Below are 25,356 nucleotides of genomic sequence, written 5' to 3' on the forward strand. Positions count from 1 at the left end.
GAAACCAAATACCTCCTATTCATGTATACTGTTGGTAAATACATATAGGAGGTTTTTATTTGAATACAACTAAAAAAGTACCTGTGTATAAAAGGAAATGGTTCATTATATTAATTCCCACTTTATTCGTTATCGGTTTAATCGGCAATTTGTTTCAAGATGAAAATGATGAATCGGGTCTTAGTAGTGAAGAAAATATTGAAGAGTTAAATAGGATTGCAGATCAATTAAAGAGTGATTTGGCTGTTCAGGATATTGAAGATACAGCAAGTGCTACTCAAGAAGAAGAGGCTATTGAAAAAGAAGACTACGAAGAAAAAGTTACAGCTGATGAAAAAGAAGTGTTTTTAAATTCAGTTGGCTCAAGGTTTGATTCGACTATGGATCGCTATGATGAAATTTGGGCTGATCATTATGAAGAACCTATGTCCTCATTTAGTGAGGGTTCCTTGGATATCTATTCCGCATATAAGGAAATCAGCCATGCTGAGAACCAATATGAAATACTTACTATTACTATTGATGAATTGGATATTCCAGAAGAGCTGTCCGATGAAGCAACCGAAAACATTAGTGGATACCAAAGTGAGATGAAAGAAGCAATTTCTTACCGCTTATCTGCTATAAGAAGAACCTTAAAAATGATTGACGATAACAATTACTCACCTAAAGAAGTAACAACTATTGAAGGGCAAATTGTAGAATCAAATAAGTATGTATTAAATGCCACAGTGTATGTAGCTTCTCTCAAAGCTTATTACGAAATCACTGAATGATCCTCCCCTGCCCTATCAGCAGGGGTTTACTTATGCATGATTTACGCCAACCACATGATCGAAACTGACCTTCACTTCATCCGCATTCTCTTCTATTAATATGTACCGCTTCTGGTACTCAATCATTTTCACCATTCCAGTGATGCTGGAAATCCGATTTTCTTTAAATATCTTCAGCTCAATCTCCTGCTGAAACTCACAGGCCTCTTGGATCGTCAGAAAGATCATCTCCATCATTTGCTCATCCATGATCGGTTGCTTTTCAGCATTGTATTTATATTCAAAGAAATCACGTAGCTGCCCCACATGTTCAGGCAGCATCATACTGGTCCACTTAATCGTGCCGCGGTCTCTATTTTTATCATCCACTTAGATCACCATCTTTTCACGTTTAATCACAGGGACAATTGAAAGAACATTATCATATTGGAAGGTACGTACGGCACCACGCTTGAAGCAGAAGGCTGTGAATGAAGTATTATGAAGATTCCGGATCCTTATTTTTCGCTCAGAGCATTGGCCAGACTTATCCATATAGATCATCTTTACCGTGTGGTTTTGCTGCTGGTACTTCATTAGCTGTTCTCTCATAATGTTCCCTCCTTTTGTTTGATTATACGAACAAACGTTCTATTTGTAAATATTATAAATTTTTCCTTCCAATTAGTTTTAATTAAATGTAACATTTTAACTACAAAGAACTGGGGAGTGATTAATTTTGACTACAGTCTATTTACCAACTCGCTTTAAACGAACAACTATCAATTTTATTTTAGAAGACATTATTAACGAAGACCTTCACCCGAAATCAGACGAATTCACATTTGACTTTTCGCGTCTTACTTTCATTGAACCGGCTGCTATAACTTTACTTAGCAATTTATTCGAATGGTTATTACATAACGATGTTAAAGTTTATATTGATCTACCTGATAAATATGGGGATAAACCTAATTGTCCGATTAAGTTTTTAGATGACTCCCTGTTCTTTAAGGAGTATTTAGAAAAACCATTATATGAAGATCCTCATCCAAGAGTAACTACATTACCACTTACAAAAGTCCACTACACTAACAGTCAACAGTGGATAGATAATAATTTCAAACCATGGTTGGCCCGCCGATTAGATGTCCATGTTAGCAGGCTAGATACAATTAGCATGTGTATTGGAGAAGTCTTTAATAACATTGTTGATCATACTGATACTGAAATAGGTTCGGTATTTGCTCAGCACTACCCACAAACAGATTGTATTAAAATATGTGTAGCTGATTTTGGAATAGGAATTGCTAAAAACATTCAGGAAAAATACGATGCTAATTTAACTGATCGTGAAGCATTAATACTCTCCATTAAAGAAGGTTTTACTACTCAAGATACACCAAGGAACAGAGGAGCCGGGCTTGCGACATTGGTAAAAAATATTGTTACGCAAAATAAAGGTGCTGTTTGCATAATGTCTAATAGTGGTATACTATCAAATAAGATCCACAGTGAAGCTGGGATTATCGCTACTGACTCATACAGTTATTATCCGGGAACATTTATTGAAATTGTATTAAACACGACCAATATTGAACAAATATTGGATCACGAGGAGGAGTTCGAATGGGAATTTTAAAAATTTCTGACCATGTAGAACGTTGCTACTCCAATCATGATGGACTGATTATCCAAGAGATACTTCGAAGTAAACTGAATGATGGATACTCGGTTACTGTTTCTTTTCAAGGAATAAATGGAGTAACATCGTCGTTCGTAAACACTGCTTTTATTGAGCTATTAGATACATTTGATTTTAGCTTTATAAAATCTCATGTGAAATTTGCGGATACAAATTCTCAGATAAACGGTATGATCAAAGATCGTTTTCGTTTTGAAGTGTTTGAGAGGAAAAATGCAACTTTAGTTTAATATATGAAAAAAGGCAGTCCTCCAATTTTATGAGGGCTGCCTTTAGATTATACTTTTTCGATTTTAATATTCTTCTTACGAGCTTCAATCGCTTCTCTCGCTTCTTCGATTGCATTGTCATCTTCAGAAAATGCACCTACCTGGACGCCATCGATAATGACACGATAGATATCTTTTTTCGGCTTCGGTGGGTACTTTTTGACTTTGGCATACTTGCCATCAGCATTACTAATCCATCCCGCTCCGAGCCGAATCCAGTCACCCTTCTCTTCATATAAATGAACAGTCTTTTTTCCGGATCCATGACCTGCAGGAAGCACACGAATGATCGGTGCATTTAATGAAGGTTCAGTCCGGTAGTTCATCGCCTGACTGCCGATCACGACTGTTCCGATTCTATCTGCAGGATTCGTCGTATACTTTGGATTAATGTTCACACTTGGCTTTGGCTTACGCTTTAAACCATAGTGATTTACTACACCTTTAGCCATTGCTTCACCTGCAGCTTTTAATACGGCATCATTTCTCAAGCGCTTTACATCAATCGAACTATCCATATACCCGCCTTCTGTGAGAATAGCAGCCATTGGATGACCTTTGAACCCGGTCTCACGCAGTACGTAAAAATTAGCTGCTTTGATCCCGCGATCAGATAACCCCATTGCTTTTACCAGACCCGGATGCACTGCACGTGCTAATGCCATTGATCTCGGGTTTCCAGATGCCGGATCCATGACATACGTTTCTGTGCCGGTATGTGTACCCCATACACCCTTAAAAGCATTATGGTGCGCGCTAATATATGCATCTGCTTTAAAATCATTTGCTCGCTTCACCCGAATAGACAGAGCTACATCTACCCTGCCAGTCGGATCATCTACACGGATCTGATCGACACCCTGATATTGTTCAAGATAATCCATAGCTGCGCGAATGACTTTGTTGTTAAACGTCCATTCACGTTCACCAGCCGGCGTCCGTTTCCCTGCAGTATATAGTCCGTGTCCTGCACACCATGCAACCTTAACCATCACGCTTCTCCCCCTTTCGTAACACCCTTACGGATATTAAATACTTCAAAAAGTCCGGTTGCGGACAATCCTGCTAATCCGCCGGCCCATAGCCGAAGCGTTACATCTAAATCAGTAAAAGGAGATGCTGCGAATCCAATAAAAAGCCCGATCACTACTGCAAGTGTCGGGATGAGATTCTTTTTAATTGGAAATGATTTTTTTGCTCCTTCTACCAGCGCTAAAATGATTGGTAATAATACCGTTCCGAAAGATAGTGTCTGTCTCATAACCTCATTCATTTCTTCCATGCTGATCCTCTCGCTTTCGATATAATTTTTTCTCCATCCGGTCTACACGATTTTCCACAGTGCCAAGTGTAGTCTGCATCGATTGAAGTGTTTTAGATGTTTCGTGCTGAATTTCATTTGATTTTTCAAGGTGAGTCATCAGGCGTTCTTCTCTTCTGTTGGCTTCAGCTCTTGCGATATTATTTGATTCTTTTAAATCACGTTCACGTTCAACGTTTTCTTTCCGCATTTCTCTGATGACCGCTGCTGCAAGGATAATACAGCAGACTGCCCACACAGCTTGCGAATTAGCAATTTCATGTGCAATTTGCATAAGCGCCCCCTATAATTTAATTTTGAAATGATTGCAATATAAAAAAGCGCACCCTATGGGTACGCTCTTTCTCTCTCTTTTTTTGTCGCTAATCCCTGTAAAATTTTGAGCTCCTGAAATGTTAATTCGCGACTTAACTTCTCCTGGAACTCCTTCACTAAAAGTTTTAGCAATGCCGAATCAATGTAAATATCCTCAGACATGATAGCCACTCCCCTATGACTATGAATCGGAGTGACCCAGTGAATTACCTTCTCACTAAATAATATACATTAAGTGCATATTATTTAAAAATAATAATTTATTTATATTTTATTCTGCCGGCTGATTCAATAATTCAACAAGCTTTTGGCGAGCGAGCTCATTGATCCCATCAGAAGATGAGCTTACCGCAAAGAATTCTGCCTGTGTTGCCTCTACAAAACCGCCAATATTGATCTGACCATTTGTGCTGTTAAAACGCAGCTGTACGAATGTCTGCTCTCCCTTTTGATTAAATGAAATATTGCTTACCTTAATATTTAGATTTTCCATCATGTTCAATCCGCTCCTTTTTCAAATTAAAAAGAGCACCTGATTAGGCACTCTTGGTTTCCGTTTCTTTTTCAAATTGCTTGCAGAGATAATTATAAATACTTGCTTCTGGACCGGACCACTCTTCTTCACATTCAAATAATACTTTCTTTACGGTCTTTAAGTAGCCTGTCACATTCCCCCCTTCAAGGATAAAAACTTCCTCAAACAGCTCCTGTTTTTCCTGGGTAAGTGACTCCATATCAAGAACATCATAAGACCCATCTTCTTTCTTAAGAGCTTCTCCCTCATCGTTTTTGCGGCTGTGTTCTTCAAGAAGAGTCTTTTCATGCTTCGCTACTTTTTTCAGCTGCTTTTCAAGTTCTTCGATTAAATCTGAACGATGACGTGATTCTTTATTTTTTAATACCAACTTACTGAGTAAATTGATTGAACCAAAAATTTTCCCATTTTCGATTTCAAGTTTCATTTGATCGTCTCCTTTATGCTGCTTTTTCTAATTCCTGCACACGTGATTCCAGGTATTGATTTTTTATTTCTAATTTATTGATCCGGTCTTCGTGATCCTCATACCATTCAGCCAGTTCTTGAATCGCTTTTAGCTGGTACGTCTGCAGCTTATAGTTTTCAATACTGCGACCATCCGGTGCTGCGACTGTTAAGCTATCTTCTGCAATCAGACCGATCTGACGATTATTTAAAATGCCATTATTCAGGTCATCAATCAGATCGTAATTTACAACTGATAACTCCCTCAAAACCTCAAGCGCATTTCCTTCATACACTTCAATATTCGTTTTATAATCACGACTGGAAGCCGTATTAAATGCTGATGCTTCGACAGGTCGAAATGTTCCGGTAGTTCCTGTTGCTGTGACACGCAATGATCCTGTGGAAGACGGTCGGTTATAAATATGGGTTCCTGTATTGATATCCAGAGCATTCGCATACATGAAGGATGCTCTGGTGTGAATGAACTGATCCGTTGTTCCATTTCGGGTAAAACGAACTTCCATGCCATCATCCACTCTGATGTAAGTATGGAGATTCGGCAGCCCGTCCACCGTATTTGTAAAAATTGATGCCTCAGGATAAAAAGGTCGTTTCGTTGCGATCCGGTCTGTGAATAGCGTCATCAATTCTGTTTCTACCCCGTCTTGGTCACTATCCAAGGTATTTGTTAAAAACCTAAACTTTGAACCGTGGAATGCTGAGATATCGACTTGTTTATAGAGTGCATCTGCTTCAATCTGAAATCCACCAAATTCTAATCCTCCGCGGGAATAGGCAGTGAGGCGACTTGGATTGAATAGAAACTTCCGTGTATAGATCCCACTCTGAATATCTCCATCAATGCCTGTTCCTTCATACTGCGTATCAACGGTATAGCCATCATAAATACCTGCACCTGTTGACTTCGTTCCGCTGATATCCAGCAACCCATCATCAAGGGTCATCACTCCCCATGAACCATCTGAGATAATTCGTGCACCATTAATATTACCTGCAGTAATTGTGCCAAGATTACCGGTAATATCAGAAAGAACGGTCACTGCACCAATCAAATCAATATTTGCCGATTGAATCTTGGCAGCTTCTGGTGAAAGATTGATCGCACTAATGACGCCGTTTTTATCAACTTTGATATCTACTTCATCCGATAACTGAGTAATGGTACTTTCAGCGATGTTCACTCGGCCGGTAAGTGTATTAAAATCCGTCTGCGCTACCTTTGTGATAATCTGATTTGCTTGTTGAGTTAAAGATGACTCTGCACTGACGATACGGTTTGTTAACCCAACCGTCATATCCGAGGGTACTTCCACAACTTTTGCATTTGCTACATACACACTTCTTGAAGATGTATTACTCCAGTTGAGAAAACGTAACCTGATCCGTTCGGTATTTGGCTTCATTCGTGCATGCGTGTAAGCTCTGGTTGCTGTCCCTTTGAACTTACTGCCGTCCTGGCCTGTTGGTAAAATATATGCAACCATCTTGGTCCAATCTGATAGAGGTTCACTGCTTCCGGCTACATACCAGAAATAAAAGTTAGATGTATCAGATCCCGGATTCCCCGAAGCATCAGCGATCGTTTCAAATGTTGCACCGCCGCCACCTCGTAGGACACCATTTAAACCAACATAAAAATGTGAGCCTGACGGCACCGGTTGGTCTGACTTTACCCATAGCGATACCTCGTACATCTTGGCAGGATCGACATAGAAATAATCTGAATAATACTGCGTATTTCCACTTGAGGTACCCCTAAGCACAGGCACCTCCACCCCAAAGAATGACTGAGCAGTCACACTGATGGGGTTTGATGAACTACTGGATGACCATTCACCTGATAGAGAATCCGTCACGCTTGTCGGGTTAAACAACAAGTTACCTGTGGTACTCTCTAAAGTATTTAAGTCACTTTGCAATGTACTAACACTCGTTGTAATACTCCCCACATCAACCTGCAGACTTGAAACATCATTACGAACGCTATCCACCTCACCGGCGATGCTATTCACAAGTGTTTGTTCAGCTTTCAACTCAAGACTGGTACTGATCTGCGTAATGCTTGATTGAGCGTTACTAATAGAAGTCGTATGATCGTCCACAGTTTGAGTCAAACTACTCACTTCAGTGCTAATCAAATCAGCTTTTTGATCAATTCTTGACGCATACTCCTGTACTGATGTAATTGCTGCATCAGTATCTTCAGGAGCCGGTGTCCAGTCGGTTGCTTTATTTCCTTTTTCAACTTTAATGTTTGTAATGTAATATCTTTTTCCATAACTATAAATATGAAATATTTGGCCTGACGGAATTGTTTTGTTTGTTGTAAAAGTATACCTTCTCCAGTTAGTATCAAGAGCAAACGAACCACTTGCGCCAACGTTTAAAAATCCAATTCTGGCACTTGTAGATGCGTCTAATGCCTTTGCCTCAAATGAAAATGAATAAACTACATCTTCATTTGATACAGTTTGATAGATACCGTTTGAAGTGCCAATGTATGCTGCTTTTTTACCGTCAATAGAAGCATAAGTAACAGAGCCATTGTTGAGCCAGTTTTGAAGTGAACCAGTGTAAAAATTAGAGTTTTTAATCATGTTCCGTCCACCAATTTCGAGTCCATTCAACTCAGCTTCAACACTTTCTACTTTCGCAGAGATGCCACTCACACTGACCTCAAATGAAGCAAAATCAGTCTGCAATCCAGCGACCTTATTATCCACTACAGTAAGCTCAGATGATTCAGCTTTGGCTGATAAAATACCCGCCTGTAATGTCAGTTCTGCATTAATGTTAGAAACTGATCCGGTCAGCGTGTCTACACTGGATTGATTCGCTTTTAATGCAAGTCCATCAGCATTGGCATTGATCTGCAGCTGCTGATCTGAGACAGTGCCTTCCAGGTTACTTAATGTAGTAATTGTTGCTGACAGATCACCTGTTACTGTATCGATATCAGTTTCAACAGTTGTGAGCCTGCCACCTGCAGCTGATAGTTCAGCCTCATTGACTGATACTCTTGAAAGCAGATTATCTGAAACAGTCTGCAGCGTATCAACTTCAGATATGATACCTGACACATCACCACTGATTAAATTGATATCACCAAGCATATTCGCGAGTTGACTATCAATTAAACTAAACTCACCATCGACATAATTGATGCCGGCTTTTTGCGCCAGATCATTCTCCAGGTCAATTCTTGTCTGGCTGATCGTTTGGTTCACAACCTGAACGGTTTCAGTGTCTTTCTGTTCAGCATGATCCTTCGCCTGCTGCTCTGCCTGATTTGCTTTCTCCTGTGCGCCTTGCGGTGTTTCAGCACCAACTTCTGCCGCAACTGTCGGGGTAATTTTCGCCCATTCAGCACCATTCCAGATATGTGCGACTTCCACAGCGCCACCCGTCTTAATCCAGATCCGCTGCGAATCCCCTTCAGGCTCTTCAGCGCTTCGGATTACTTTTAATCCGTAAAGCGTCTGCAGTTCTCTGAAGGTTGCCAACACATCCTCTTCCGCGTACTCGATCACTTCACCAAGCACATATCGTTTTTTCGATTTGTCCTGAATAGATCGGATCACTTCAACCACCCTTGACTCTAAATAGAGTGGTGGTGAGTACCGGTCTTCTTTTACCCGCGTCGTGTCATTTAGCCGAACCTTTTCATGTTCATAACCAAAGATATGCTCGATGGATGCAGCTTCAATGCGATACTCAATGGCAGCCGTTATGCGTTTATTTAACTCAGTACGCCCGTACTGCTTTAATTCTTCGCTGGTCATTTCCTCACGAGTGCTTTCAGGCTCATAGATTTCAATCAAATGATTTCCATCACGCCCCCATGCCTGGAGGGCTGCTTCATCTTCCACAAGCTCAGTCAGCCGGGACCCATCTTCTTTTTCAGGGCCAATACAAAAAAGCGCTGTGACTAAGCGCTCTGAGTAAACTCTTCTTTCGATACCGATTAAATCTTTACCGGCTTCAATTTCCTTATGGTTGTTTTCTCCCCGGCGTTCCACCATATCAGCATATCGACCAATCACACTATAACCACGCGTTTCAATGTGGAAATCAAGCTCGACATCAAATAGACTGGCAAGCTGCTTTAAGGCTGCGTACGGATCCAGATGCTTTTCAATGGTCCAGGTCCGGGTACCTGAATAATCTGTGTTCCCACGCTGAAATTCAGTGCCAGCTAATACATAGTCGATGCCTGCATTTAATGTAATCCCTTCAAGTTTAATCGGCGCAATCACTTTTGCTTTCTTTAGATCAAGATAGGAAGGACTGGCATAGACGGTCTTCTCATCATTGTATGTTTCAACTTCACTGACGATAAATTCCCGGTACAGTCCTTCATCTTCATCCGGGATAATGACACGCTCGCGCGCCTCAAAAAACTGTGCTGCAGGGTGCGTTGCGTCCAATGTGAATTTAAACTCTTCCACCAGCTCAGACGTACGAAGATGCTCGTCATCCCAAAATGCTTCAACCCATGTCAGGAGGGCATCTGTTTGTTTATCTAATACATTGATCATAAATAACGATCCCTCCATTGTACATTGACGTCATAAGCATTTGGCGGCCCGAACATGAGTGCGTTTGCCCCTTTGTTGAGCGTGAAGAATTTTGCACCAAAATCTTTATTTGTGAATGGCTCCCCATTGATCGTGATCTTCTTGGTCGTATGATCAATGATGATCTCATCACCCGGGTTTGCGATGACCGGGATGCCGTTATTCTGTGTGTTTACGCGGCGCACGTAAACGCTCCTGATATGATTTCGGTATGGTTCCGGCGATGTACCGTGTGCCCCTGCATGTAACCCAACGGCAGCTAACCGTTGTGGAAATTCATTCAGGATATCTTTGTAGCCAAACGAGCGGACTTCATAGACAAAGAATTTGCCATACAGGAGCGTATCTCTGCCAACTTCCACCCGGTATTGATTTCCCTGCTTTTCAAGCGAAATGTACCCATGAAAATCGCCAAAGTATCTTGAATCATTCCGCAGATTCACAATGAATTCAGACCGGCCGACATTTCTTAAATTGACTTCTACAGACGCATAGCCTGATGTAACCTGAAAGATCACAGCAAGCTTCCCCATGATATTCCCTGACTCATCAAGCAGATAGGTTTCCGCTCGCGTTTTTTCACGTGTGTTCTTTAGTATCATATCGACATACATCCGCACATAAAAATCCTCTGCAGGTGCTGAGATCGATTTCGTTAATGCAGGACCATGCCAGGCTGCCCCGGACCCATAATCAGATGCCCGGAAGACCTGGCCAGTCGTTTCAAATGCACCGGTCTTGGCACCGCCATCTGGTGTAAAAAGTGCCTGTCCCCAGCCAATTAAAGATGTGAGTTGATCTGTAAGTAATGGCGTGTATTTCTGATAGACGATTTCATCCAGGTTCACCGGATCACCAATTCGCATATAGGCATCTTCTTTTACAACATCAAGAAACGTAATTGGTTCGTTGACGGTGAATGTAAAGATCGGGTGTGCCGGTGCTGTACCGCCTACAGTGACGACCTGTGCATTTCCGTCATTAATCAAGTCTTGTTCATATGGAACTGAACTATATTTGTATGGATCTGGACAAAGAAAATTAATTGTGGCTTTATAAACACCACCCCATTCAAAGGTTTCTGTTATGCCCTCACTGATAGCATAAAATGTTCGATTCGGCTCATCATTAAATATCAATGGTTTTTCTACACTCACATTAAAAATTTTGTTCAAGTCTTCAACAGCTACTTTTAACAGAGCAACATCAACGTGGTCTAAGGTAATATTTATTGTTATCGGTCTTACTTTAATTTTCTTTTTAGTAAGAAGAGCGCCATCTCTAAAAGGAATTTCTAACAGCTCTAATTCTTTGTTCATTAATCCTCTACCGTTAACAGACTCTATAGAAAAATATTCACTTAAATCTACACCGTCGTATGAGACTGATAAATCTTCATTATTACTCATTAAAGTTTTCACCCCCTCGCTTGTCGATTCCTATTATCCCTGCGATCATTTTCATCTTTCACAGTTTTTGCTACAGCTTTCCCTACCTCTCTTCCATCAATTACTACAACCATCTCAGGTTGATTGATATAGCGAAGAACATCACCGAAAGCACTCTGTATTAATTCAACAAAATCATTTGAACCACTGATACCCGACACATCACCGGTCATTCCAGCAACCCCGCTCACGGTAGAAATTAAATCATCTACAATAGAACTCGTTGCATTTTTCACTCTGCCGGATTTCTTTTCAACACCAATTGCTAAACCTTCTCCGGCATCTTCTCCATCTTCCATCAGTACTCTTGAAGGTGAACGAATACCAAGTAGATCTTTGACTACTCCCGGAATGGAATTTGTGATTTCCGAGACTTTTCTACCTACTGCACCTGCCATTGATCCGATACCATTGATTAATCCTCTAATAATGTCCTTACCTATTTCGAGGAGATCAATTCCTTCAAAGCTCTCAATCAAAGGTGAAATCACATCGCTGTTCAACGTGGACAGAAGTTCACCCACTACCTGGATAATCCCATCGATTAAAGCTAAAAGAATTTCAATCCCTGCTTCTAAAATCATTGGCAAATTCTCAATAATTGCTGAGACAATTTCAATAATTAAAGTTACTGCAGTCTCTATCAACTGAGGTAATATTTGAACAATTCCATTGATCAACGCTAAAAGAATTTCAATTCCTGATTCGATAATTGAAGGCAGATTCGCAATCAAAGTTTCAACTATCGTTAGAATTAAATTTAACGCTGCCGATACCAACTCAGGCAGAATCTGAACAATTCCATTAATTAATGTTAAAAGAATCTGAATCCCTGCATCTAAAATCATTGGTAGATTCTCAATCAAAATACTGACCAATTTCAGGACAATATCTAAAATTGCAGTAATTAAAATCGGTAAGGCAAATAGAATCCCCTGGATAAGTGTCATCAAAATTTGAATTCCTGATTCCAAAATGACCGGCAGTAGGGTTGTCAGCGTGTTGACGATTGTTGTGATTAATTCAAATAAAATTGTAATGAGTGTAGGTAGTACAGAAATGATTCCGTTTAGAATCGTCATGAGAATCTGAATACCGACTTCAAGCAGAAGTGGCAGTAATGTTGAAATGGTTGTAATTATAAAATTGATTAACCCTAATAAGATCGGCAATATAATTGGCAACGCACTTTGAATGCCTTGAATTAAAAATGTAAGTATTTCAACACCTTTTGCTAGAAAGAATGGTAATTGAGTGGTTATGAAAGTCAGTACCATATTTAAAATAGAAAGTATGGCAACTGTCAAAACCTCTCCATTACTCGCAATACCTTCAGCAATCGCAGGTAAAAATCTCGATGCAGCAATGACTAAGCCCGGAATCCCACCAATCAACATACCAATGATAGTCGGAATCAAATTTTGCAGTATAGATTGAAGCTGAGAGAAGTCACCATTGAGCGCTGCCCCAATTGCTTCACTGAGTGTAGAAAAGATCTCTTTAATAATTTCAATAGCCGGCTGTAATTCATTAATTGCAATCTGAGCAAAGGCGCTTATTTTATCAAGCAAACCATCGACACTGCTTTTGAAAGATTCGCTGTTGTTATATAAAACAAAAAATCCTGCAGTTAGTGCTGCGAGAGTTGCAATAACAATTCCAATAGGACTAATTAAAGCACTGATGACCCCAGCCATTACAGCTACCCCAGTGGTCGCGGCTGTTGTAGTGCCTGCTACTACACCTATTGCAGCAGATAAAGTAGAGAAAAAGCCCAAAAGACCTGTCACAATCGGCATTAAGAACAGATAAGCTGTACTCAACGCACCAATTGCTGCTATGGTCAGGGCTAATGCACGGACCATTTCCGGATTACTAGAAGCCCATGCAGCCATTGCACTTAAGAAGTTTGATAGTTCAACGATTAGTGGCGTGAGCGCTAAAGACAATTCAGCCATTTCATGCTGTAATTCTGCCGTGGCTCTTGCATGTTCAGCTACTTCTGGGTTTAGTTCCTCGTATTTATCTGATACTTTCCCGAAACCAAGGTCAGCTAGTTCCTGCATTACAAAAGTCGTTTCTTCTCCACGTTCTTTAGCAGCTTGAAGTTTTCCATTAAATGTTTCTAAATTAACCCCTGATCGCTCAAGCAACTCAGCGAAAGGACCAATTGCTTCCCCAGTTGCGAAAGTTTCCTGCAAGCCATCAGCAATACCTTCCGTCTTCAATGTATCTGAAAATTTGATTGCCGCACCGTTTATTAGATCAATAGTGTCAGCAAGCTCTGAATCCTTGAACCCGGATGCAAGTAAATTCGAAACTGTTTCAACGGCAGAGTCTGACTCTCCGGTCACTTCTGTGATCTTAAGAAACGCACTTTCAACAAGTCCTAAATCATTTCCCGCTAAAACAGCATTCGTTTTGAGCCTGGCCAGGTCCCTGTTGTATTCTTGCATTCCTGTTACAAGTCCACCGATCGCCGCTGTCCCTGCTGCAGCTCCTGCACCTAATCCAGTAGCAATATCTCTTCCAGCATCTGCAGCCTTACGTCCGAGCTTCTTTAAATCGTCCCCTGTGACTTTTGCTTTTCTGCGCTGATCTTCTAACTTTTGATTGGTGCGTGAAATTTGGTTCGCTAATCGTTGCTCATCAATACGTGCATCTGTTAATTTCTTGGCCATGTCCTGGGCAGCTTTTGAGTTTTCTCCAAACTGCTTCTTTACAGCTTCATACTGCCTTTCAGTTTCAGCAACCCGCTTGCCGGCTATCTCATGCTGCCGACCAAGATGCTTAACTTTAGCTTCCAACTTTTCAGCTTCTGAAGCAGTTTCCTTCATCTGCTCTTCTTGAAGAACAAATTCTCTTCTTAATTGGCTGGACTCATTGCCCATTTCTTTCATGGCCTTGTTAAACTGCTCATTGAACAATTTGACGGTTACCCGCGTTTGTGGATTTTTAGGCATTTTCTCACCTCACTTTCTTTTCAGTTTTTATCACATTGTTTTCGGGTTCGACATCCAACCTTTGACGGCCATTGCATTCACATATGCTCTTTCAACATTTTGTATGGGATCATGCCAAAACAGATCTGGATCTAAACCGATACCTATTACATACCAGGCATATTTATCCTCCACATGCTCAAAAGTGAGGTGTGGAGGCTTTACTTTTTTTCACCGCTTTTTGCACCCTGCGTTGATTTCTTTAACCCATCCGCAAATGCATTTTGATTTTGCTGCATCGTATCTTTAATTAAGCTGGTATACATCCTCACTGTTTCTAAATGTGAATAATGGTATCGTTCAAGGAACTCATCGAGGCTAAATGACTCCTGACGATTCGCTCCTTTAAACGCCAGATAAATTAAAGCATGTAGTTTATGCTCAGGAAGAGAGTCAAGCATCTTCATACCTTTTTCTTTCTCATCCGTAATATGCTTTGTTTCAGCATCCAGCTTGATTACATCAGAAATTAAGCTACCGTCAATTAACCCTTCGTCTCTTCCTTTTTTCAAGGCTGCATTAGATAAGTAAAGAGGATATTTCTTTTTGTTTTTGAAGACCTCAACAAATTCTGTGTTTCCTTCAACTTCACGCTCTTCAAATTCAATTTCTTTCAGTTCAATTACTTGAATTTTCTTTGACACATTCATCTCTCCAATCAGAATTAAAAAGAACCCTCTGAAATCAGAAGGTTCTCGTTATTATGGGGTTGCTACTAATTCGACTAATTCTCTTGTAAAACTTGTATGCCAGTCATCAGCTACGGTTGGATCTTCCAGCTCATCCACAAAGGCTTCATAATAAAGCTCTCCAACCTCATCAGGTAGCGCTGTAAACTCAAGTTCGATCATTGCCACTTCTTCAGCGCCATTTTCAATTGACTGGATTTTCAGACCGGCCGCAGATGAAACATTCGGAAAGGCAATCAGCTTTGTCACGTCTTCAAACTCATCTACAACATCAAACGTCAGCACAAAGTTATAACCTTTTGAATTCACGCCATATGAGTAGATGCCAGGCTTTAATCCTTCATTCTTTAATCCAAATACATCACGCAGGACTTGCACCGGGATATGACCGCTGTACGTCAAATTATGCTGCATTGGTTTTGTGATCTTTTTGGTAGTGGCACCTTTACATTTTTTGATAATAGAAAATGACTCTGTTTCACCTTCTACTGTACCGGTGCAGCCAATAGCAGTACCCGGCTCTTGAGTGCCATTTTTGACAAACTGAACAGATCCATTTTCTACAGTGACTGCATCAAATTCTGTAATAATTGTTGGCATTATTTAAGTCCCTCCTCAATTGCTTTTAATAGGTCAGCATCCAGCAGCTCTACTAATCCAGGTAACGCTTTATCTCTTCCACGAGACATAAACTCCTGAGGTACCCGGTTATGGTTGCCGATACCTAAATCCGGAAACGCTAAATAACCAAAGGACCCCGGATTACTTGCTGCTCCGCCCTTTGGTTTAATTGTTACTTCAAGATTCTCTTTTACTTGTGTAGACCAGCGCATATTTCGTGCATGATCTTTGTCACGCACCACACCATCACGCCTAGACACCTTAATCAATTTTGTGATTTGCGGCTCCAAGATTCGTTTTGTATGTTTGTGTAGAGATTCATTTAAAGCATCTTCTGCTTTTGGTCCAAGCTTCTGAATCTTCTTATTAAGCTCTTCAAACTCTGATAAATCAAACTGAACACTCATATTGAACCTTCCTCTTAAATTCGATTGCCGTGACATCTACATAGCGCTCTGTATCTTTCACCTTAAAGCGCTGCTTAGCAGTAGTTTCAAATTCAAAAGTCTTTACCTGATCCATAAGCGTAATCAGATCAATAATCATCTCATCAACGTCATCGCGGTTCTCAGAATAGTAATCCAACATAAAGTCCTGTGTCAGAAATTTCTTTGAATCTCCAGAGTTAAAGTCTCCAGTTGTGAAGACAATGCAGAAATAATCCTCTCCGTCCTGAAAAGCTTTTAATTCATTTGCGCTAATCTCATCCTGAAAAATGAGAAGATCAGGAAAAGCCGCTTCAATTTTTTCAATCACACTTTCGATTTGTTCACGCATTCGCACTTTTGATTTATCATTCATTTCACGATCCCCACTCTCTGCAGGTAAAAATACAAGTAAATCCGCTCCTGATCGTAATCCGCTTTAATGACTTCATATTCCACGCCACGAATCACAATGGTGAGGTTTGACAACATTTTACCACGCAAGTCCGGTGGAAATGGTGTTTTGATTTTTAAATCAAGTGAAGCAGTGCCGGCTGACACAATCTGATAGTCAGCTTCTCTCTTCATAAGCTCCCGATAATAAAGCGTGCCACGCGGAACAAAAGCATCACCAATTGTTTTTTTCGTTGATGATCGAATACTTTCTTTATGACCATATTGAATTAAACCATCATTAAATGTTTCACGGTGTGTCGGCTTCATTTGTTACACCTACTTTTATGGCCACTTGTATTTGGAGACGGACAAGGTCAGCATGATAATTCTGTTGAAACTCATCACCCGCATTGTTATACACATAACGGCTGTGCTCGAGAACGAGTTCAGCCGCTGTCAAGTCAACACTATAATCGAAAGCTAGTGCGTTTCTTGCACCGGTAATACCCTCAATATAATGCTTAGACTTTTTCAAAAGTTTATCAAGCGCATCATCTTCATCTGTCCAGGTAATACGAAGCTTTTCTTTCAGATCATTTAAAAGTGGATCTAAAGCCATAAAGCTTCACCTACTTTTCTTCTGTCTTCGCAGTATCCTTTTTAGCTCCAGCTGATTTTGCTTTTGCTTTTCCCTTCGGATCAGCATCTTGCTCTTCAGTTGTTTGCTTTTCATTTTCAGTAGCTGAAGGAACAGCGTCTTTTGTATCCGGTGTTTTTTCTATTTCCTTTTTCTGCTCAGTCTGCTTTTCTGAAGACGATGCTTGTAGAAATACTTCATTTAGCTTGGGGTGATTTTCTGATAGAAATTTGACCCGCTCCGGATCCGCTTTAAATCCTTCAGCCGGATACGGTTCACCTTTTCTATATACATGATCATTATGAAACTTTTCTTTGAAAGTAACTAATACTTTAGCCATTTTCATATTCCTCCTAAATGTGATTTATTTTTATTACGGTGTAACGACTTCGCCCTCACCAACACCAGAGATATCAAATACAAGGAAAGAAGCATTATCTTTCGGACGTCCGTTAGCAACCATGCGAGTGATATACACACGCTCATCTTCAATGAAACGAACTTCATCAGATGCTTCAATTTTACGATTTGAGCCAACACCCATGAAATAATCACTTGCAACACCGGCAATCATTTTACCTGTAGGAACTGAAACAGATTGAATGATTGTGCCCGGGATCGGCAGCACACCGTATACATAAGTTCCGCTGTTTGTAAGGTAAGTGGTTTCAGCAAAGATACGGCTCCAGTAGTCTAGTGGATTAACCACCATAATGACATTTGAAACGGCACGCTTACCGTTCTTTGTCAGAGGTGCCATGACTTCTGTTCCAAGTGTCTTTGGTTTGAAGTCTGAGATTGCAGTACCAGCTTTATCAGGATATACTCCTTCAACTACTGCGCCGGCAAGATCTTTAATCATACCGATTGGCTGATCTGCACCGGTACCTTTTACAATTGCCTCTTCAAGAGCAATGGCCATTGCTTCCATAAGGACTGCACGAACATATCGATCAAGCCAAACCGGACCAAGTTCAAGCATCGCTTTACAAACTGGAATGAAAGCAGAAAGCTTGTACAGGTTCATGTTCAGCGTTTCGAATCCATTATCAAGCAGCTCTTTAATGGCGTCGCAAAGCTTACCCCACCATGCAGGATTCACGTCACCTTTTTTCATCACCCATTGAGTGACTCCAGTCGTGTTAACAAAGTTAATCGCGTTTAACATAGGGTGGTTCGTGCTTAGATCCTCAAAGACACGATCAATCACTGTAGCCGGCACAAGTTCTTCAACACCAACAAACCCCTGACCTTCAATGACTGCATTGTAGTATTTATTTTCTTCTGCAGTAAGTGCAGTCATACCACGTTGAGAAAGAACCTGCTGATCATTCAGCCCACGGCTCATTAGCTGATTGGCTTCCTGTAGAATCTCCTGCTGAATACCATCAGCCATATTCGTCATGGCTTGGGCAAACTGATCAGAGTCCCCGCTTTCTAGTGCAGCAACAAGTGCAGTTCGTTGTTCAATTTTTTTGTTTTCTTCACGATCTAAATTTTTAATACCTGGCATCTTCTATTCCTCCTGTTTTTAGCCATAATAAAAACGCCTATGCTTCTGCTGGGCGTTTGAATCGGCTTAAAATATTTTGTTTTGTTTGTGGCTGTTCAGCCGGCGGATTCTCTTCAGGCAGATCCGCATCATCAGTCTGCTTTGCTTTTGCTGCATACTTTGCAAGTAGAGATGTTTTCACAGCAACCCCCGGCTCACGTGATGTTTCTTCTGCTTCTTCAATTACTTCATCAGCCAAACCAAACGCAATTGCTTCCTCTGCAGTTAAAAATTCTTCCTGATCAAGTAGCTGATTTAACTCTTCACGAGTCCCAACAAATCTTGTCATATATGCTTCTGATACAGAATGACTGATCTTGTCCAGGTCCTCTGCTACTTTTCTTAGTTCGCGGGCATTGCCATATGCAAACGTCCATGCATTATGAATCATCAGCATGCTTGTAGCCGGCATATTAATTTCATCACCCGCCATTGCAATGACAGATGCAGCACTTGCTGCAATACCATCCACATGAACAATGATTTTTGCCTTGTGGCTTTTTAATTGATTATGAATGGCCACTCCGTCAAAAGCATCTCCACCAAGGCTATTGATATGAACATGAATAACATTTGCATTAGTACCATTTAAGAAATCTTTGACTTCATTAGCTGATACAGAATCATCCCACCATGATTCACCGATATCACCATAAATGTATAGTGTTGCTTCATTTCCATTTACAGCTGTTTTAAACTCTGGCTTGATGTCTTTGAACCGCTCAAGCTCTTTATTCTGAAACATCTTATTGATCTTGCTAATCGGCATTATTACTCACCCCCTCTCATTGAAGTCTGCTTTACGTTAGGACCGTTTTCTAAATAGTCTTCTACTTCCTGATAGTTCTTCGTAATAAAGTGCTTTTGTGCCCACTCTTCACCAATTGGTTCAAGGCCGGCAAGCTCACGGTTTTCATCAACATTCGTCAACCCGCTCGCAAGCATCTTATCTAATGCAGTAGCAAGACTTGTGGGGTCCACATACTTCACCATTGTCGTATCTACTTTCAAATACGTTCGGTCCAGATAATCAGCTTTTGAATACATCTTCCGGTTAATCTCATCATTCAAAAGTTCAGCAATTGGATTAATACAAAACATTAAGAATGAATCAACCTGTCCCTCAATATCAGCTAGGTCACCTTTAAGCAATCCCTTAGGCACATTAAAAGCCATGGATACCAAATCAATCACATCGTCAACAATCGCCCGGATATCTCGGCTTGTGGAATTACTCCCACTGGACGATTTAACTTCTTTGTAATTCATACCTTTTGAAATCGGTAGAACCGCTCCACCTTCAGCTTGGAAGAAATTTTTAAATTGATTTGTAAACAGGTCTTCTCTTGCTGCAGATTCTTCTTCTGTCTGAGGTAAAAGGGTCTCCATTTCAACCAGCCCGCGCATTGCGTTTGATCTTTTATAATTATTCATACCAGCAGCTAATAGCTTTCCGTAAGATTTGTAAAGACCGTTGATTACTTCGGTAATCCGCTCATTATTCAACTTGAAGTAAAGCACTTCAGATTCATTAAACGAACGGTCGAAAGTTAGAGTACCTGACTTTACTTTATTAAAAATGTTTTCTCTCAAAGTAAATTCAGTCTTTTCCCACGAATCAGCAATGTAAAGCTGGTCATTAATCATGATCGCAAGCGCTTCGTTTTCATAAATTAAATTGCTGATTAGTTCGTGAAAAAATTGAGTTGCATTCTGATTTTGATTTGGTGCGACATTAAACAAATAATAATTACTTGCTCTTTTTTTCTTTCCTTTTTCATAAGTGAAGAACTTTGAACGTACGATTGCATTTGCTATGAGATTAGTAGAGGACTCAATAGCAAGCCTCTTGTAAAAAGTCTCAACCTGTAGATCGTAGATATAACAGTCTTTTAGCGACCCGCTTGTTTTATTGCTGGTAAGCCAACCAGAAAAGATATCGAATACCCCCAAATCATTCACCCCCTTAATCAATAAGTGTAAGTTTTATAAAACTGCATTGGTTTTACTTCCTTGATCTCATCATCAATCACAAGTGCATGAATGAGCGCAAAGAAGCCATCTGTTTTCCTTGTCTTCGGTTCAATTTTGTAAAAGGCTTTATTCCCCTTTTTATCAATTTCCACATATACGTTATTTGTGTACCAGCGCATATTTGAATTGTCACCAAAGGCAATCTCTTCATTTGCAAACATCATATCGATCAATGGAGCCACTTTCGCATGAGTAGGTGGTCCACTTCGAACAATTCTTAAAGGCAGCCCCCTTGCTGTGAATTCTTCCTGAAGAATCGATGCACGATAGTTATCCGCTGCAATGTTTACGATCTGAAATGATTTAGCTTGTTCAACAAACCAATCCGCAATATATGAGGGCTTAATTGATTCGTCTTTTACAATAGTCACTAATCCTTTTTTTACAGCCGTATCAACGTCATAATTAATTTTTCTGTTTTCCACCTTCAATGCCTTGTGATTGATGAAAGTATGTTCCAGCCAATATCGTTTACCATTCTTTTTAAATAGCAATCCAACCGAACAGAAGTCATTTACTTCTGCATAGTCAACCGCCCCAATGCATTGCATCCCTTTAAACTCTTTCAGATCGAACGGATGCTTTGTGGCCGCAACGATTTTATCCCATGTTGTCACAGCTGCATAAGAGTCCTGGACAGGCAGGTTCATTCTTTTGGTCATGAACTCTAATGCCATCTGAGGTCGGGTTAACATTTTTGTATATTGCTTTTCAATTTCGTTTTCCAAGTCCTTCATAAACCTGATTGAAGGATTTGCTTTTTCCCACATGTCTCTTTGGTGGACTTCTTTTTCATCATCCAGTCTGAAGAGCATAGGCAGCATACCACTGTTTGGCATCTCCATATTTAATACTTGTTCAGCTTCATCCAGATAATCATCCAGTGGGCCGCCTCTGACATTTCCATTTGTCGTAATGATAAATGTCCGGGGATGCTTTTTCTTACCTAACCCTGAAGTGAATACCTTAATACTGTCGTAGTTTTCATAAGCATGCAGCTCATCAAAAATAAGACACCCTGATCGCAGGCTGTCTTTTGTTTTTGCATTAGAAGTATAGAATTTAATATGTGAATTTGTTTTGCGTCCAATAATGATTTCTTTAGAGCGATAATAATGTTTTTTCGCCTTATGATTTTTCTTTTCATCCATCATGTCATAGACATCTTGAAATGATGTTTTTGCCTGCTCTTCTGAATTGGCCACGATCTCAACATTGTATCCTTTGATCCCGTGCAATGGAGAGGTTAAATAAAATGCAGTTGGACTTATGAAGCCATTCTTACCATTCCCCCTTCCCATCAAAGTAAAAAATTCATCAAACACAACTGAGCCATCTGGTTCATAGCAATGAATACAAGCAATTTTAAACAATTCCCAATGAAGTAATTTGTACGGGAAATATCTATGCATTAAATCCACTGCTTTTTCAATCTTCTCATGATCGATCACGACACCAGGACGGTTTAATTTAAAGCGAACCCACTTCACCATTTTTTTGATGTCTTTATTTGCGGGAAAGTCCCCATTTTCAATTGCATTTAAATAATCGTCAATGTATGGATGGAACTTATAGGTCGTCATCTAAATCACCGCCGCCCGGTGGACCAGTCGGTGCTTTAATTCCTAAGGTCTTCAGAATGTTTAACATTTGAGTGTTGTTTTTGTTCCTGGCTTCAACTGCCGGATTCATTTTATAACCGGTACCACTCGGCAGCATGATACCCTTTTTATTGATCTCAGTAGAAAGCTTTCCGTGAAGAGTCCAGAACTGCATGTACTTATTGATCATATCTTCATAATGCTTCCCGTGCATTCCAGCCACGCGCAGCTGTTCGAGAAGATCATTTTTGATTTCCGTTTTTGTCATGAAACCCCCTCCTCCCCCTATTGGTAAATTCTAGTGACGTTTTCACGCGCGATTTGTGAAAAATATTTCTTGTCCCCCCCTCCCCCCGTTGCGAGGGTCCTCCAAAAAGAGTGGAAATTTTTGACCGGGGGGTATTATTTGATCGCTTCGTTAAACTCTTCATTGAAATTTAAAATATAATGAATTTGTTCTTCGTTTATTTTCAATTTTTCTTTCGTAAATAATAATCTTCTTTCATCAGTTAACCTTTCACGAATCATTTGTACTTTCATCTTCTTGCACTTCTTGGTATTCACACAGTCTCTTATCCTCATGTAATACCAGTAAGCTAACCTGAAGAATGCATTTAAAATGTCTCGCTCAACAGAGTCTCGATCATCTTTATATTTTATTGAATCAATGTAGTCTGTATTGTAAGCTCTGGAGCCATCATAGATCTTCATTACCATCGCTCCTCATTCATAAATCTTTTCTTCTTTTTACTCATATGATCAGCCAGACGATCATGCACAACGTTGTGACAAGTTCTGCAGAGTGTTTCGAGGTTATCTAATGTGAGTGCTAAATGAGGATGAGTCTTCACTTCCTTCAGGTGATGGACGTGTAGACTGCCTTTTCTTTTGTGGTCGCGCGGTTGATCGGTATTAGCTGTTGTCACTCTTCCTAATCGCTTACATCGCTGGCATTCATGTTTATCTCTTTTCAATGCTTTCTGTCGAAGTGCCTGCCACTCTTTTGATTTGTAGAACTTATTTAGTTCCCCCTGAATGATCAGGTCAATAAGTTCTTTTAGTCTTAAATCAGATAACAAGAAGCCACTCCCTTAATAAATATTAAAACCACCCGATAGTTCGATCAGGTGGTTAGCTTTTATTATTTAAGCACTGTAGTGCCATAAGATTTAATTTTCATGTAGCTAATATTTTCTTTGTTTATAACAAGATCCGGTTTAATTTCTATAAAATTATAATGGTTACTATTAATAATCATTTCCATTATATCATTGGGATTTTTATCATTTACGGTAATACTTTCACCACCAGTGAAGTAAATAACAAGTTTCTTAGACATTATATCACCTCCTTCACGTCTAACATTCGACATAAAAAAGGTAATTCCTTCAATATTTGTTTTATTAAAAATTATATAAAGCCACCCGCTCACGAATGGCTTCTATCATCTCCCCTTCATTTTGTTATACATACAGTAGAAGGGTTGAAAGGAGCTGCTGTTACTCCTCTCACCTATAGGTGGCAACTGTATGACTACCGTATGACATCAACATTTTCCAGTTCAATAGACAGCTTCTTTTGAATACGTCTGACTTTACGTTTAGCCCGGAAGATATGCGTCTGTACAGTTGGCTTCGTGATATTCAATTCATCTGCAATCTCTGCCATACTGCAACCTTGCGCCATATGCAACAGATAGCACTCTCTTTCTCTGTAGGACATATCCATCAAGAGATCAATGATGATATCCCGCTCCCTTTTGGGGATTACTGACTCTTCTACTTCCAAGTTCAATGATGGAAACAGATCCATATCCAGTAAAGCAGTGCGCTGATAATTGGCCCGGCGATCAACTCCCCTTCTGCTGTATGGTCGTCTGCCCTTTCTCATCCACTGCAACGAATACTCCATATCAGAGATCATGCCTGAGACAATGCGGTGTTCATCAGCATTAGCTGGATTCTTCATATCTAACGACTCCCTATATTTAATTAGTTGATACTTACCTTTTGCATACTCTTCGATTAACTGCTCCACCCATGTCTGCACGCATGATGCCCCCTATCTTTGTTTTAATGCCCCTCCGCGCTTTCTTACGTATGTTTGTCTGTCAGCACCCATTAACTCTCTTAAATCACGCTGACTGAGCTTCTCTTTGCCTCTCGGTTTCTTTTCCTGTTGGAGCGGCTGCCTCTTAACAGCAATATGATTTGATGATGCCCAGTGCATTAACTGATCTCTGAAGTTCTCATTCACTTCGTTTCTCTCCCTTCTGCATAAAAAAGAGAACGCCAGTAAAGCGCATGTGATCATGCAGCCTTATCAGCGTCCTCCGTTCGTCGGTCAGACAATTTATTTCGTTATTTTCTTTGGACCGTTCAAGCGAATCCGTGTGCTTCTTATCACATCAATTGCCCGGCCGTCTTTCCAGATGACTTCATCAGTTCCGTGTCCATCCTGCGGCGGCTTTAATTCTGTTAACTCCCCATCTTTAACTATGTAGAGAGCATTTTCATTCTGATCAAATGGCTTACCTGGCATCTGTATCCTCCTCTTCTATAAGCAGCTGGAGGTGATTCAGTGCTGCTATGGCTCCTGACTGAAACCGTGTGTCTACTCCCGCTCTCTGCAGTGTCTCAGTTAACGCTTCATATCGCGCTATTTCATTCTCAATCATTTGCTGTATTTCTTCGGCAGTTAACAATTTATTTCAACATCCTTGTAAGCTCTTAATTTAATTTCTGATGTGACTGAAGTTATTTCTCTTTTAACCTTGAGTATGACTTCCATCATTTCAGCCAGGTTCTCAGCATCACTCACACGCAGATCATGATCCAGTAATGCATCACATAAGCGCTCAAACGTTGGATAATATCCGACAAAGCGCAGTATGTACTGATCTTGGAGCGGCTGACCCTGTTCATCTGTCCGTGGAACCCTTTGTTCAAGTTTATAATTGAGTGGATCTGTGGTGACCTGGTATTCTCCAAACGTCAGTTTCAT

Annotated in this window: 33 protein-coding genes; 3 read left to right on the top strand and 30 right to left on the bottom strand. The window is 40.3% G+C overall.

Annotated elements, in window-relative coordinates:
• The first annotated feature begins 59 nt into the window (after positions 1-59).
• Positions 60-776 carry a hypothetical protein gene (locus UFB30_RS08245; protein WP_322421200.1) on the top strand — a complete coding sequence of 239 codons (717 nt, stop codon included), beginning with the start codon at positions 60-62 and terminating at the stop codon, positions 774-776.
• 30 nt (positions 777-806) lie between these two features.
• Here the strand turns inward: UFB30_RS08245 and UFB30_RS08250 are convergent, their stop codons facing one another.
• Positions 807-1,145, bottom strand: a complete 339-nt coding sequence (locus UFB30_RS08250) for a YolD-like family protein (protein WP_322421201.1) — start codon at positions 1,143-1,145, stop codon at positions 807-809.
• On the bottom strand, positions 1,146-1,367 hold the full coding sequence (locus UFB30_RS08255) for a transcriptional regulator (RefSeq protein WP_322421202.1): 222 nt from the start codon (positions 1,365-1,367) through the stop codon (positions 1,146-1,148). It abuts the gene before it with no gap.
• Positions 1,368-1,494: 127 nt separating this feature from the next.
• Here UFB30_RS08255 and UFB30_RS08260 point away from each other — a divergent pair, with 127 nt between their 5' ends.
• Together UFB30_RS08260 and UFB30_RS08265 are read left to right on the top strand one after the other, a co-directional pair.
• Positions 1,495-2,397: an ATP-binding protein gene (locus UFB30_RS08260; protein ID WP_322421203.1), complete on the top strand. Its 903-nt coding sequence runs from the start codon at positions 1,495-1,497 to the stop codon at positions 2,395-2,397.
• Positions 2,385-2,690 (top strand): STAS-like domain-containing protein, encoded by a 306-nt coding sequence (locus tag UFB30_RS08265; protein WP_322421204.1) that lies wholly within the window; start codon positions 2,385-2,387, stop codon positions 2,688-2,690. The genes UFB30_RS08260 and UFB30_RS08265 overlap by 13 nt, the downstream gene beginning before the upstream one ends.
• A 47-nt stretch (positions 2,691-2,737) precedes the next feature.
• Here the strand turns inward: UFB30_RS08265 and UFB30_RS08270 are convergent, their stop codons facing one another.
• The 28 genes from UFB30_RS08270 to UFB30_RS08405 all read right to left on the bottom strand — a co-directional run bounded on the left by UFB30_RS08270 (position 2,738) and on the right by UFB30_RS08405 (position 25,356).
• Positions 2,738-3,721 (bottom strand): N-acetylmuramoyl-L-alanine amidase, encoded by a 984-nt coding sequence (locus UFB30_RS08270; RefSeq protein ID WP_322421205.1) that lies wholly within the window; start codon positions 3,719-3,721, stop codon positions 2,738-2,740.
• Positions 3,721-3,990 carry a holin gene (locus tag UFB30_RS08275; RefSeq protein ID WP_322421539.1) on the bottom strand — a complete coding sequence of 90 codons (270 nt, stop codon included), beginning with the start codon at positions 3,988-3,990 and terminating at the stop codon, positions 3,721-3,723. The genes UFB30_RS08270 and UFB30_RS08275 overlap by 1 nt, the downstream gene beginning before the upstream one ends.
• A 4-nt stretch (positions 3,991-3,994) precedes the next feature.
• Complete coding sequence (locus tag UFB30_RS08280) at positions 3,995-4,324, bottom strand: hypothetical protein (RefSeq protein WP_322421206.1); 330 nt, start codon at positions 4,322-4,324, stop codon at positions 3,995-3,997.
• Between the two features lie 312 nt (positions 4,325-4,636).
• Positions 4,637-4,861 (bottom strand): hypothetical protein, encoded by a 225-nt coding sequence (locus UFB30_RS08285; RefSeq protein WP_322421207.1) that lies wholly within the window; start codon positions 4,859-4,861, stop codon positions 4,637-4,639.
• Positions 4,862-4,901: 40 nt separating this feature from the next.
• Positions 4,902-5,327, bottom strand: a complete 426-nt coding sequence (locus UFB30_RS08290) for a DUF1617 family protein (protein WP_322421208.1) — start codon at positions 5,325-5,327, stop codon at positions 4,902-4,904.
• A gap of 13 nt (positions 5,328-5,340) precedes the next feature.
• The gene (locus tag UFB30_RS08295) at positions 5,341-9,909 is read right to left on the bottom strand and encodes a phage tail spike protein (RefSeq protein ID WP_322421209.1); all 4,569 of its coding nucleotides are present in this window, start codon (positions 9,907-9,909) and stop codon (positions 5,341-5,343) included.
• Positions 9,906-11,357, bottom strand: coding sequence for a distal tail protein Dit (locus UFB30_RS08300; RefSeq protein ID WP_322421210.1), 1,452 nt, complete (start codon positions 11,355-11,357; stop codon positions 9,906-9,908). The genes UFB30_RS08295 and UFB30_RS08300 overlap by 4 nt, the downstream gene beginning before the upstream one ends.
• Before the next feature lie 8 nt (positions 11,358-11,365).
• Positions 11,366-14,359, bottom strand: a complete 2,994-nt coding sequence (locus tag UFB30_RS08305; RefSeq protein ID WP_322421211.1) for a hypothetical protein — start codon at positions 14,357-14,359, stop codon at positions 11,366-11,368.
• Positions 14,360-14,559: 200 nt separating this feature from the next.
• A complete protein-coding gene (locus UFB30_RS08310; RefSeq protein WP_322421212.1) occupies positions 14,560-15,042 on the bottom strand; it encodes a hypothetical protein in 483 nt (160 codons plus the stop codon).
• A gap of 57 nt (positions 15,043-15,099) precedes the next feature.
• Positions 15,100-15,687 carry a phage tail protein gene (locus UFB30_RS08315; protein WP_322421213.1) on the bottom strand — a complete coding sequence of 196 codons (588 nt, stop codon included), beginning with the start codon at positions 15,685-15,687 and terminating at the stop codon, positions 15,100-15,102.
• Positions 15,687-16,115 (bottom strand): hypothetical protein, encoded by a 429-nt coding sequence (locus tag UFB30_RS08320; protein WP_322421214.1) that lies wholly within the window; start codon positions 16,113-16,115, stop codon positions 15,687-15,689. The genes UFB30_RS08315 and UFB30_RS08320 overlap by 1 nt, the downstream gene beginning before the upstream one ends.
• A complete protein-coding gene (locus UFB30_RS08325) occupies positions 16,099-16,509 on the bottom strand; it encodes a hypothetical protein (RefSeq protein ID WP_322421215.1) in 411 nt (136 codons plus the stop codon). Before UFB30_RS08325 ends, UFB30_RS08320 begins: the two co-directional genes overlap by 17 nt.
• Positions 16,506-16,856 (bottom strand): phage head closure protein, encoded by a 351-nt coding sequence (locus UFB30_RS08330; RefSeq protein WP_322421216.1) that lies wholly within the window; start codon positions 16,854-16,856, stop codon positions 16,506-16,508. The genes UFB30_RS08325 and UFB30_RS08330 overlap by 4 nt, the downstream gene beginning before the upstream one ends.
• A complete protein-coding gene (locus UFB30_RS08335) occupies positions 16,837-17,148 on the bottom strand; it encodes a phage head-tail connector protein (RefSeq protein WP_322421217.1) in 312 nt (103 codons plus the stop codon). The genes UFB30_RS08330 and UFB30_RS08335 overlap by 20 nt, the downstream gene beginning before the upstream one ends.
• Before the next feature lie 10 nt (positions 17,149-17,158).
• A complete protein-coding gene (locus tag UFB30_RS08340) occupies positions 17,159-17,506 on the bottom strand; it encodes a hypothetical protein (protein WP_322421218.1) in 348 nt (115 codons plus the stop codon).
• Positions 17,507-17,539: 33 nt separating this feature from the next.
• Positions 17,540-18,679 carry a phage major capsid protein gene (locus UFB30_RS08345; RefSeq protein ID WP_322421219.1) on the bottom strand — a complete coding sequence of 380 codons (1,140 nt, stop codon included), beginning with the start codon at positions 18,677-18,679 and terminating at the stop codon, positions 17,540-17,542.
• Between the two features lie 37 nt (positions 18,680-18,716).
• Positions 18,717-19,487 (bottom strand): head maturation protease, ClpP-related, encoded by a 771-nt coding sequence (locus tag UFB30_RS08350; RefSeq protein ID WP_322421220.1) that lies wholly within the window; start codon positions 19,485-19,487, stop codon positions 18,717-18,719.
• A gap of 2 nt (positions 19,488-19,489) precedes the next feature.
• The gene (locus tag UFB30_RS08355) at positions 19,490-20,680 is read right to left on the bottom strand and encodes a phage portal protein (protein ID WP_435390803.1); all 1,191 of its coding nucleotides are present in this window, start codon (positions 20,678-20,680) and stop codon (positions 19,490-19,492) included.
• Between the two features lie 8 nt (positions 20,681-20,688).
• Entirely contained in the window at positions 20,689-22,335 is a 1,647-nt protein-coding gene (locus tag UFB30_RS08360) for a terminase TerL endonuclease subunit (RefSeq protein ID WP_322421222.1), read from the bottom strand.
• Positions 22,322-22,621, bottom strand: a complete 300-nt coding sequence (locus UFB30_RS08365; protein WP_322421223.1) for a P27 family phage terminase small subunit — start codon at positions 22,619-22,621, stop codon at positions 22,322-22,324. Before UFB30_RS08365 ends, UFB30_RS08360 begins: the two co-directional genes overlap by 14 nt.
• 134 nt (positions 22,622-22,755) lie before the next feature.
• Positions 22,756-23,064, bottom strand: a complete 309-nt coding sequence (locus UFB30_RS08370; RefSeq protein ID WP_322421224.1) for a hypothetical protein — start codon at positions 23,062-23,064, stop codon at positions 22,756-22,758.
• On the bottom strand, positions 23,064-23,432 hold the full coding sequence (locus tag UFB30_RS08375; protein ID WP_322421225.1) for an HNH endonuclease: 369 nt from the start codon (positions 23,430-23,432) through the stop codon (positions 23,064-23,066). Before UFB30_RS08375 ends, UFB30_RS08370 begins: the two co-directional genes overlap by 1 nt.
• Before the next feature lie 62 nt (positions 23,433-23,494).
• Positions 23,495-23,692 (bottom strand): hypothetical protein, encoded by a 198-nt coding sequence (locus UFB30_RS08380; protein ID WP_322421226.1) that lies wholly within the window; start codon positions 23,690-23,692, stop codon positions 23,495-23,497.
• A 194-nt stretch (positions 23,693-23,886) separates the two neighbouring features.
• The gene (locus UFB30_RS08385) at positions 23,887-24,402 is read right to left on the bottom strand and encodes a sigma factor-like helix-turn-helix DNA-binding protein (RefSeq protein WP_322421227.1); all 516 of its coding nucleotides are present in this window, start codon (positions 24,400-24,402) and stop codon (positions 23,887-23,889) included.
• Between the two features lie 12 nt (positions 24,403-24,414).
• A complete protein-coding gene (locus tag UFB30_RS08390; RefSeq protein WP_322421228.1) occupies positions 24,415-24,609 on the bottom strand; it encodes a hypothetical protein in 195 nt (64 codons plus the stop codon).
• Positions 24,610-24,705: 96 nt separating this feature from the next.
• Positions 24,706-24,894, bottom strand: coding sequence for a DUF3954 domain-containing protein (locus UFB30_RS08395; protein WP_322421229.1), 189 nt, complete (start codon positions 24,892-24,894; stop codon positions 24,706-24,708).
• Positions 24,884-25,057: a hypothetical protein gene (locus UFB30_RS08400; RefSeq protein ID WP_322421230.1), complete on the bottom strand. Its 174-nt coding sequence runs from the start codon at positions 25,055-25,057 to the stop codon at positions 24,884-24,886. Before UFB30_RS08400 ends, UFB30_RS08395 begins: the two co-directional genes overlap by 11 nt.
• Positions 25,051-25,356 carry a hypothetical protein gene (locus tag UFB30_RS08405; RefSeq protein WP_322421231.1) on the bottom strand — a complete coding sequence of 102 codons (306 nt, stop codon included), beginning with the start codon at positions 25,354-25,356 and terminating at the stop codon, positions 25,051-25,053. The genes UFB30_RS08400 and UFB30_RS08405 overlap by 7 nt, the downstream gene beginning before the upstream one ends.

The sequence above is a fragment of the Jeotgalibacillus haloalkalitolerans genome, from assembly GCF_034427455.1.
Taxonomy (GTDB): Bacteria; Bacillota; Bacilli; order Bacillales; family Jeotgalibacillaceae; genus Jeotgalibacillus; species Jeotgalibacillus haloalkalitolerans.

Coding starts and splice junctions, on each gene's coding strand:
- UFB30_RS08255 (WP_322421202.1), bottom strand. CDS start 1,367: ATGAGAGAACAGCTAATGAAGTACCAGCAGCAAAACCACACGGTAAAG.
- UFB30_RS08265 (WP_322421204.1), top strand. CDS start 2,385: ATGGGAATTTTAAAAATTTCTGACCATGTAGAACGTTGCTACTCCAAT.
- UFB30_RS08270 (WP_322421205.1), bottom strand. CDS start 3,721: ATGGTTAAGGTTGCATGGTGTGCAGGACACGGACTATATACTGCAGGG.
- UFB30_RS08275 (WP_322421539.1), bottom strand. CDS start 3,990: ATGAGACAGACACTATCTTTCGGAACGGTATTATTACCAATCATTTTA.
- UFB30_RS08280 (WP_322421206.1), bottom strand. CDS start 4,324: ATGCAAATTGCACATGAAATTGCTAATTCGCAAGCTGTGTGGGCAGTC.
- UFB30_RS08285 (WP_322421207.1), bottom strand. CDS start 4,861: ATGATGGAAAATCTAAATATTAAGGTAAGCAATATTTCATTTAATCAA.
- UFB30_RS08290 (WP_322421208.1), bottom strand. CDS start 5,327: ATGAAACTTGAAATCGAAAATGGGAAAATTTTTGGTTCAATCAATTTA.
- UFB30_RS08295 (WP_322421209.1), bottom strand. CDS start 9,909: ATGATCAATGTATTAGATAAACAAACAGATGCCCTCCTGACATGGGTT.
- UFB30_RS08300 (WP_322421210.1), bottom strand. CDS start 11,357: ATGAGTAATAATGAAGATTTATCAGTCTCATACGACGGTGTAGATTTA.
- UFB30_RS08305 (WP_322421211.1), bottom strand. CDS start 14,359: ATGCCTAAAAATCCACAAACGCGGGTAACCGTCAAATTGTTCAATGAG.
- UFB30_RS08315 (WP_322421213.1), bottom strand. CDS start 15,687: ATGCCAACAATTATTACAGAATTTGATGCAGTCACTGTAGAAAATGGA.
- UFB30_RS08320 (WP_322421214.1), bottom strand. CDS start 16,115: ATGAGTGTTCAGTTTGATTTATCAGAGTTTGAAGAGCTTAATAAGAAG.
- UFB30_RS08325 (WP_322421215.1), bottom strand. CDS start 16,509: ATGAATGATAAATCAAAAGTGCGAATGCGTGAACAAATCGAAAGTGTG.
- UFB30_RS08330 (WP_322421216.1), bottom strand. CDS start 16,856: ATGAAGCCGACACACCGTGAAACATTTAATGATGGTTTAATTCAATAT.
- UFB30_RS08335 (WP_322421217.1), bottom strand. CDS start 17,148: ATGGCTTTAGATCCACTTTTAAATGATCTGAAAGAAAAGCTTCGTATT.
- UFB30_RS08340 (WP_322421218.1), bottom strand. CDS start 17,506: ATGGCTAAAGTATTAGTTACTTTCAAAGAAAAGTTTCATAATGATCAT.
- UFB30_RS08345 (WP_322421219.1), bottom strand. CDS start 18,679: ATGCCAGGTATTAAAAATTTAGATCGTGAAGAAAACAAAAAAATTGAA.
- UFB30_RS08350 (WP_322421220.1), bottom strand. CDS start 19,487: ATGCCGATTAGCAAGATCAATAAGATGTTTCAGAATAAAGAGCTTGAG.
- UFB30_RS08360 (WP_322421222.1), bottom strand. CDS start 22,335: ATGACGACCTATAAGTTCCATCCATACATTGACGATTATTTAAATGCA.
- UFB30_RS08365 (WP_322421223.1), bottom strand. CDS start 22,621: ATGACAAAAACGGAAATCAAAAATGATCTTCTCGAACAGCTGCGCGTG.
- UFB30_RS08370 (WP_322421224.1), bottom strand. CDS start 23,064: ATGAAGATCTATGATGGCTCCAGAGCTTACAATACAGACTACATTGAT.
- UFB30_RS08380 (WP_322421226.1), bottom strand. CDS start 23,692: ATGTCTAAGAAACTTGTTATTTACTTCACTGGTGGTGAAAGTATTACC.
- UFB30_RS08395 (WP_322421229.1), bottom strand. CDS start 24,894: ATGCCAGGTAAGCCATTTGATCAGAATGAAAATGCTCTCTACATAGTT.
- UFB30_RS08405 (WP_322421231.1), bottom strand. CDS start 25,356: ATGAAACTGACGTTTGGAGAATACCAGGTCACCACAGATCCACTCAAT.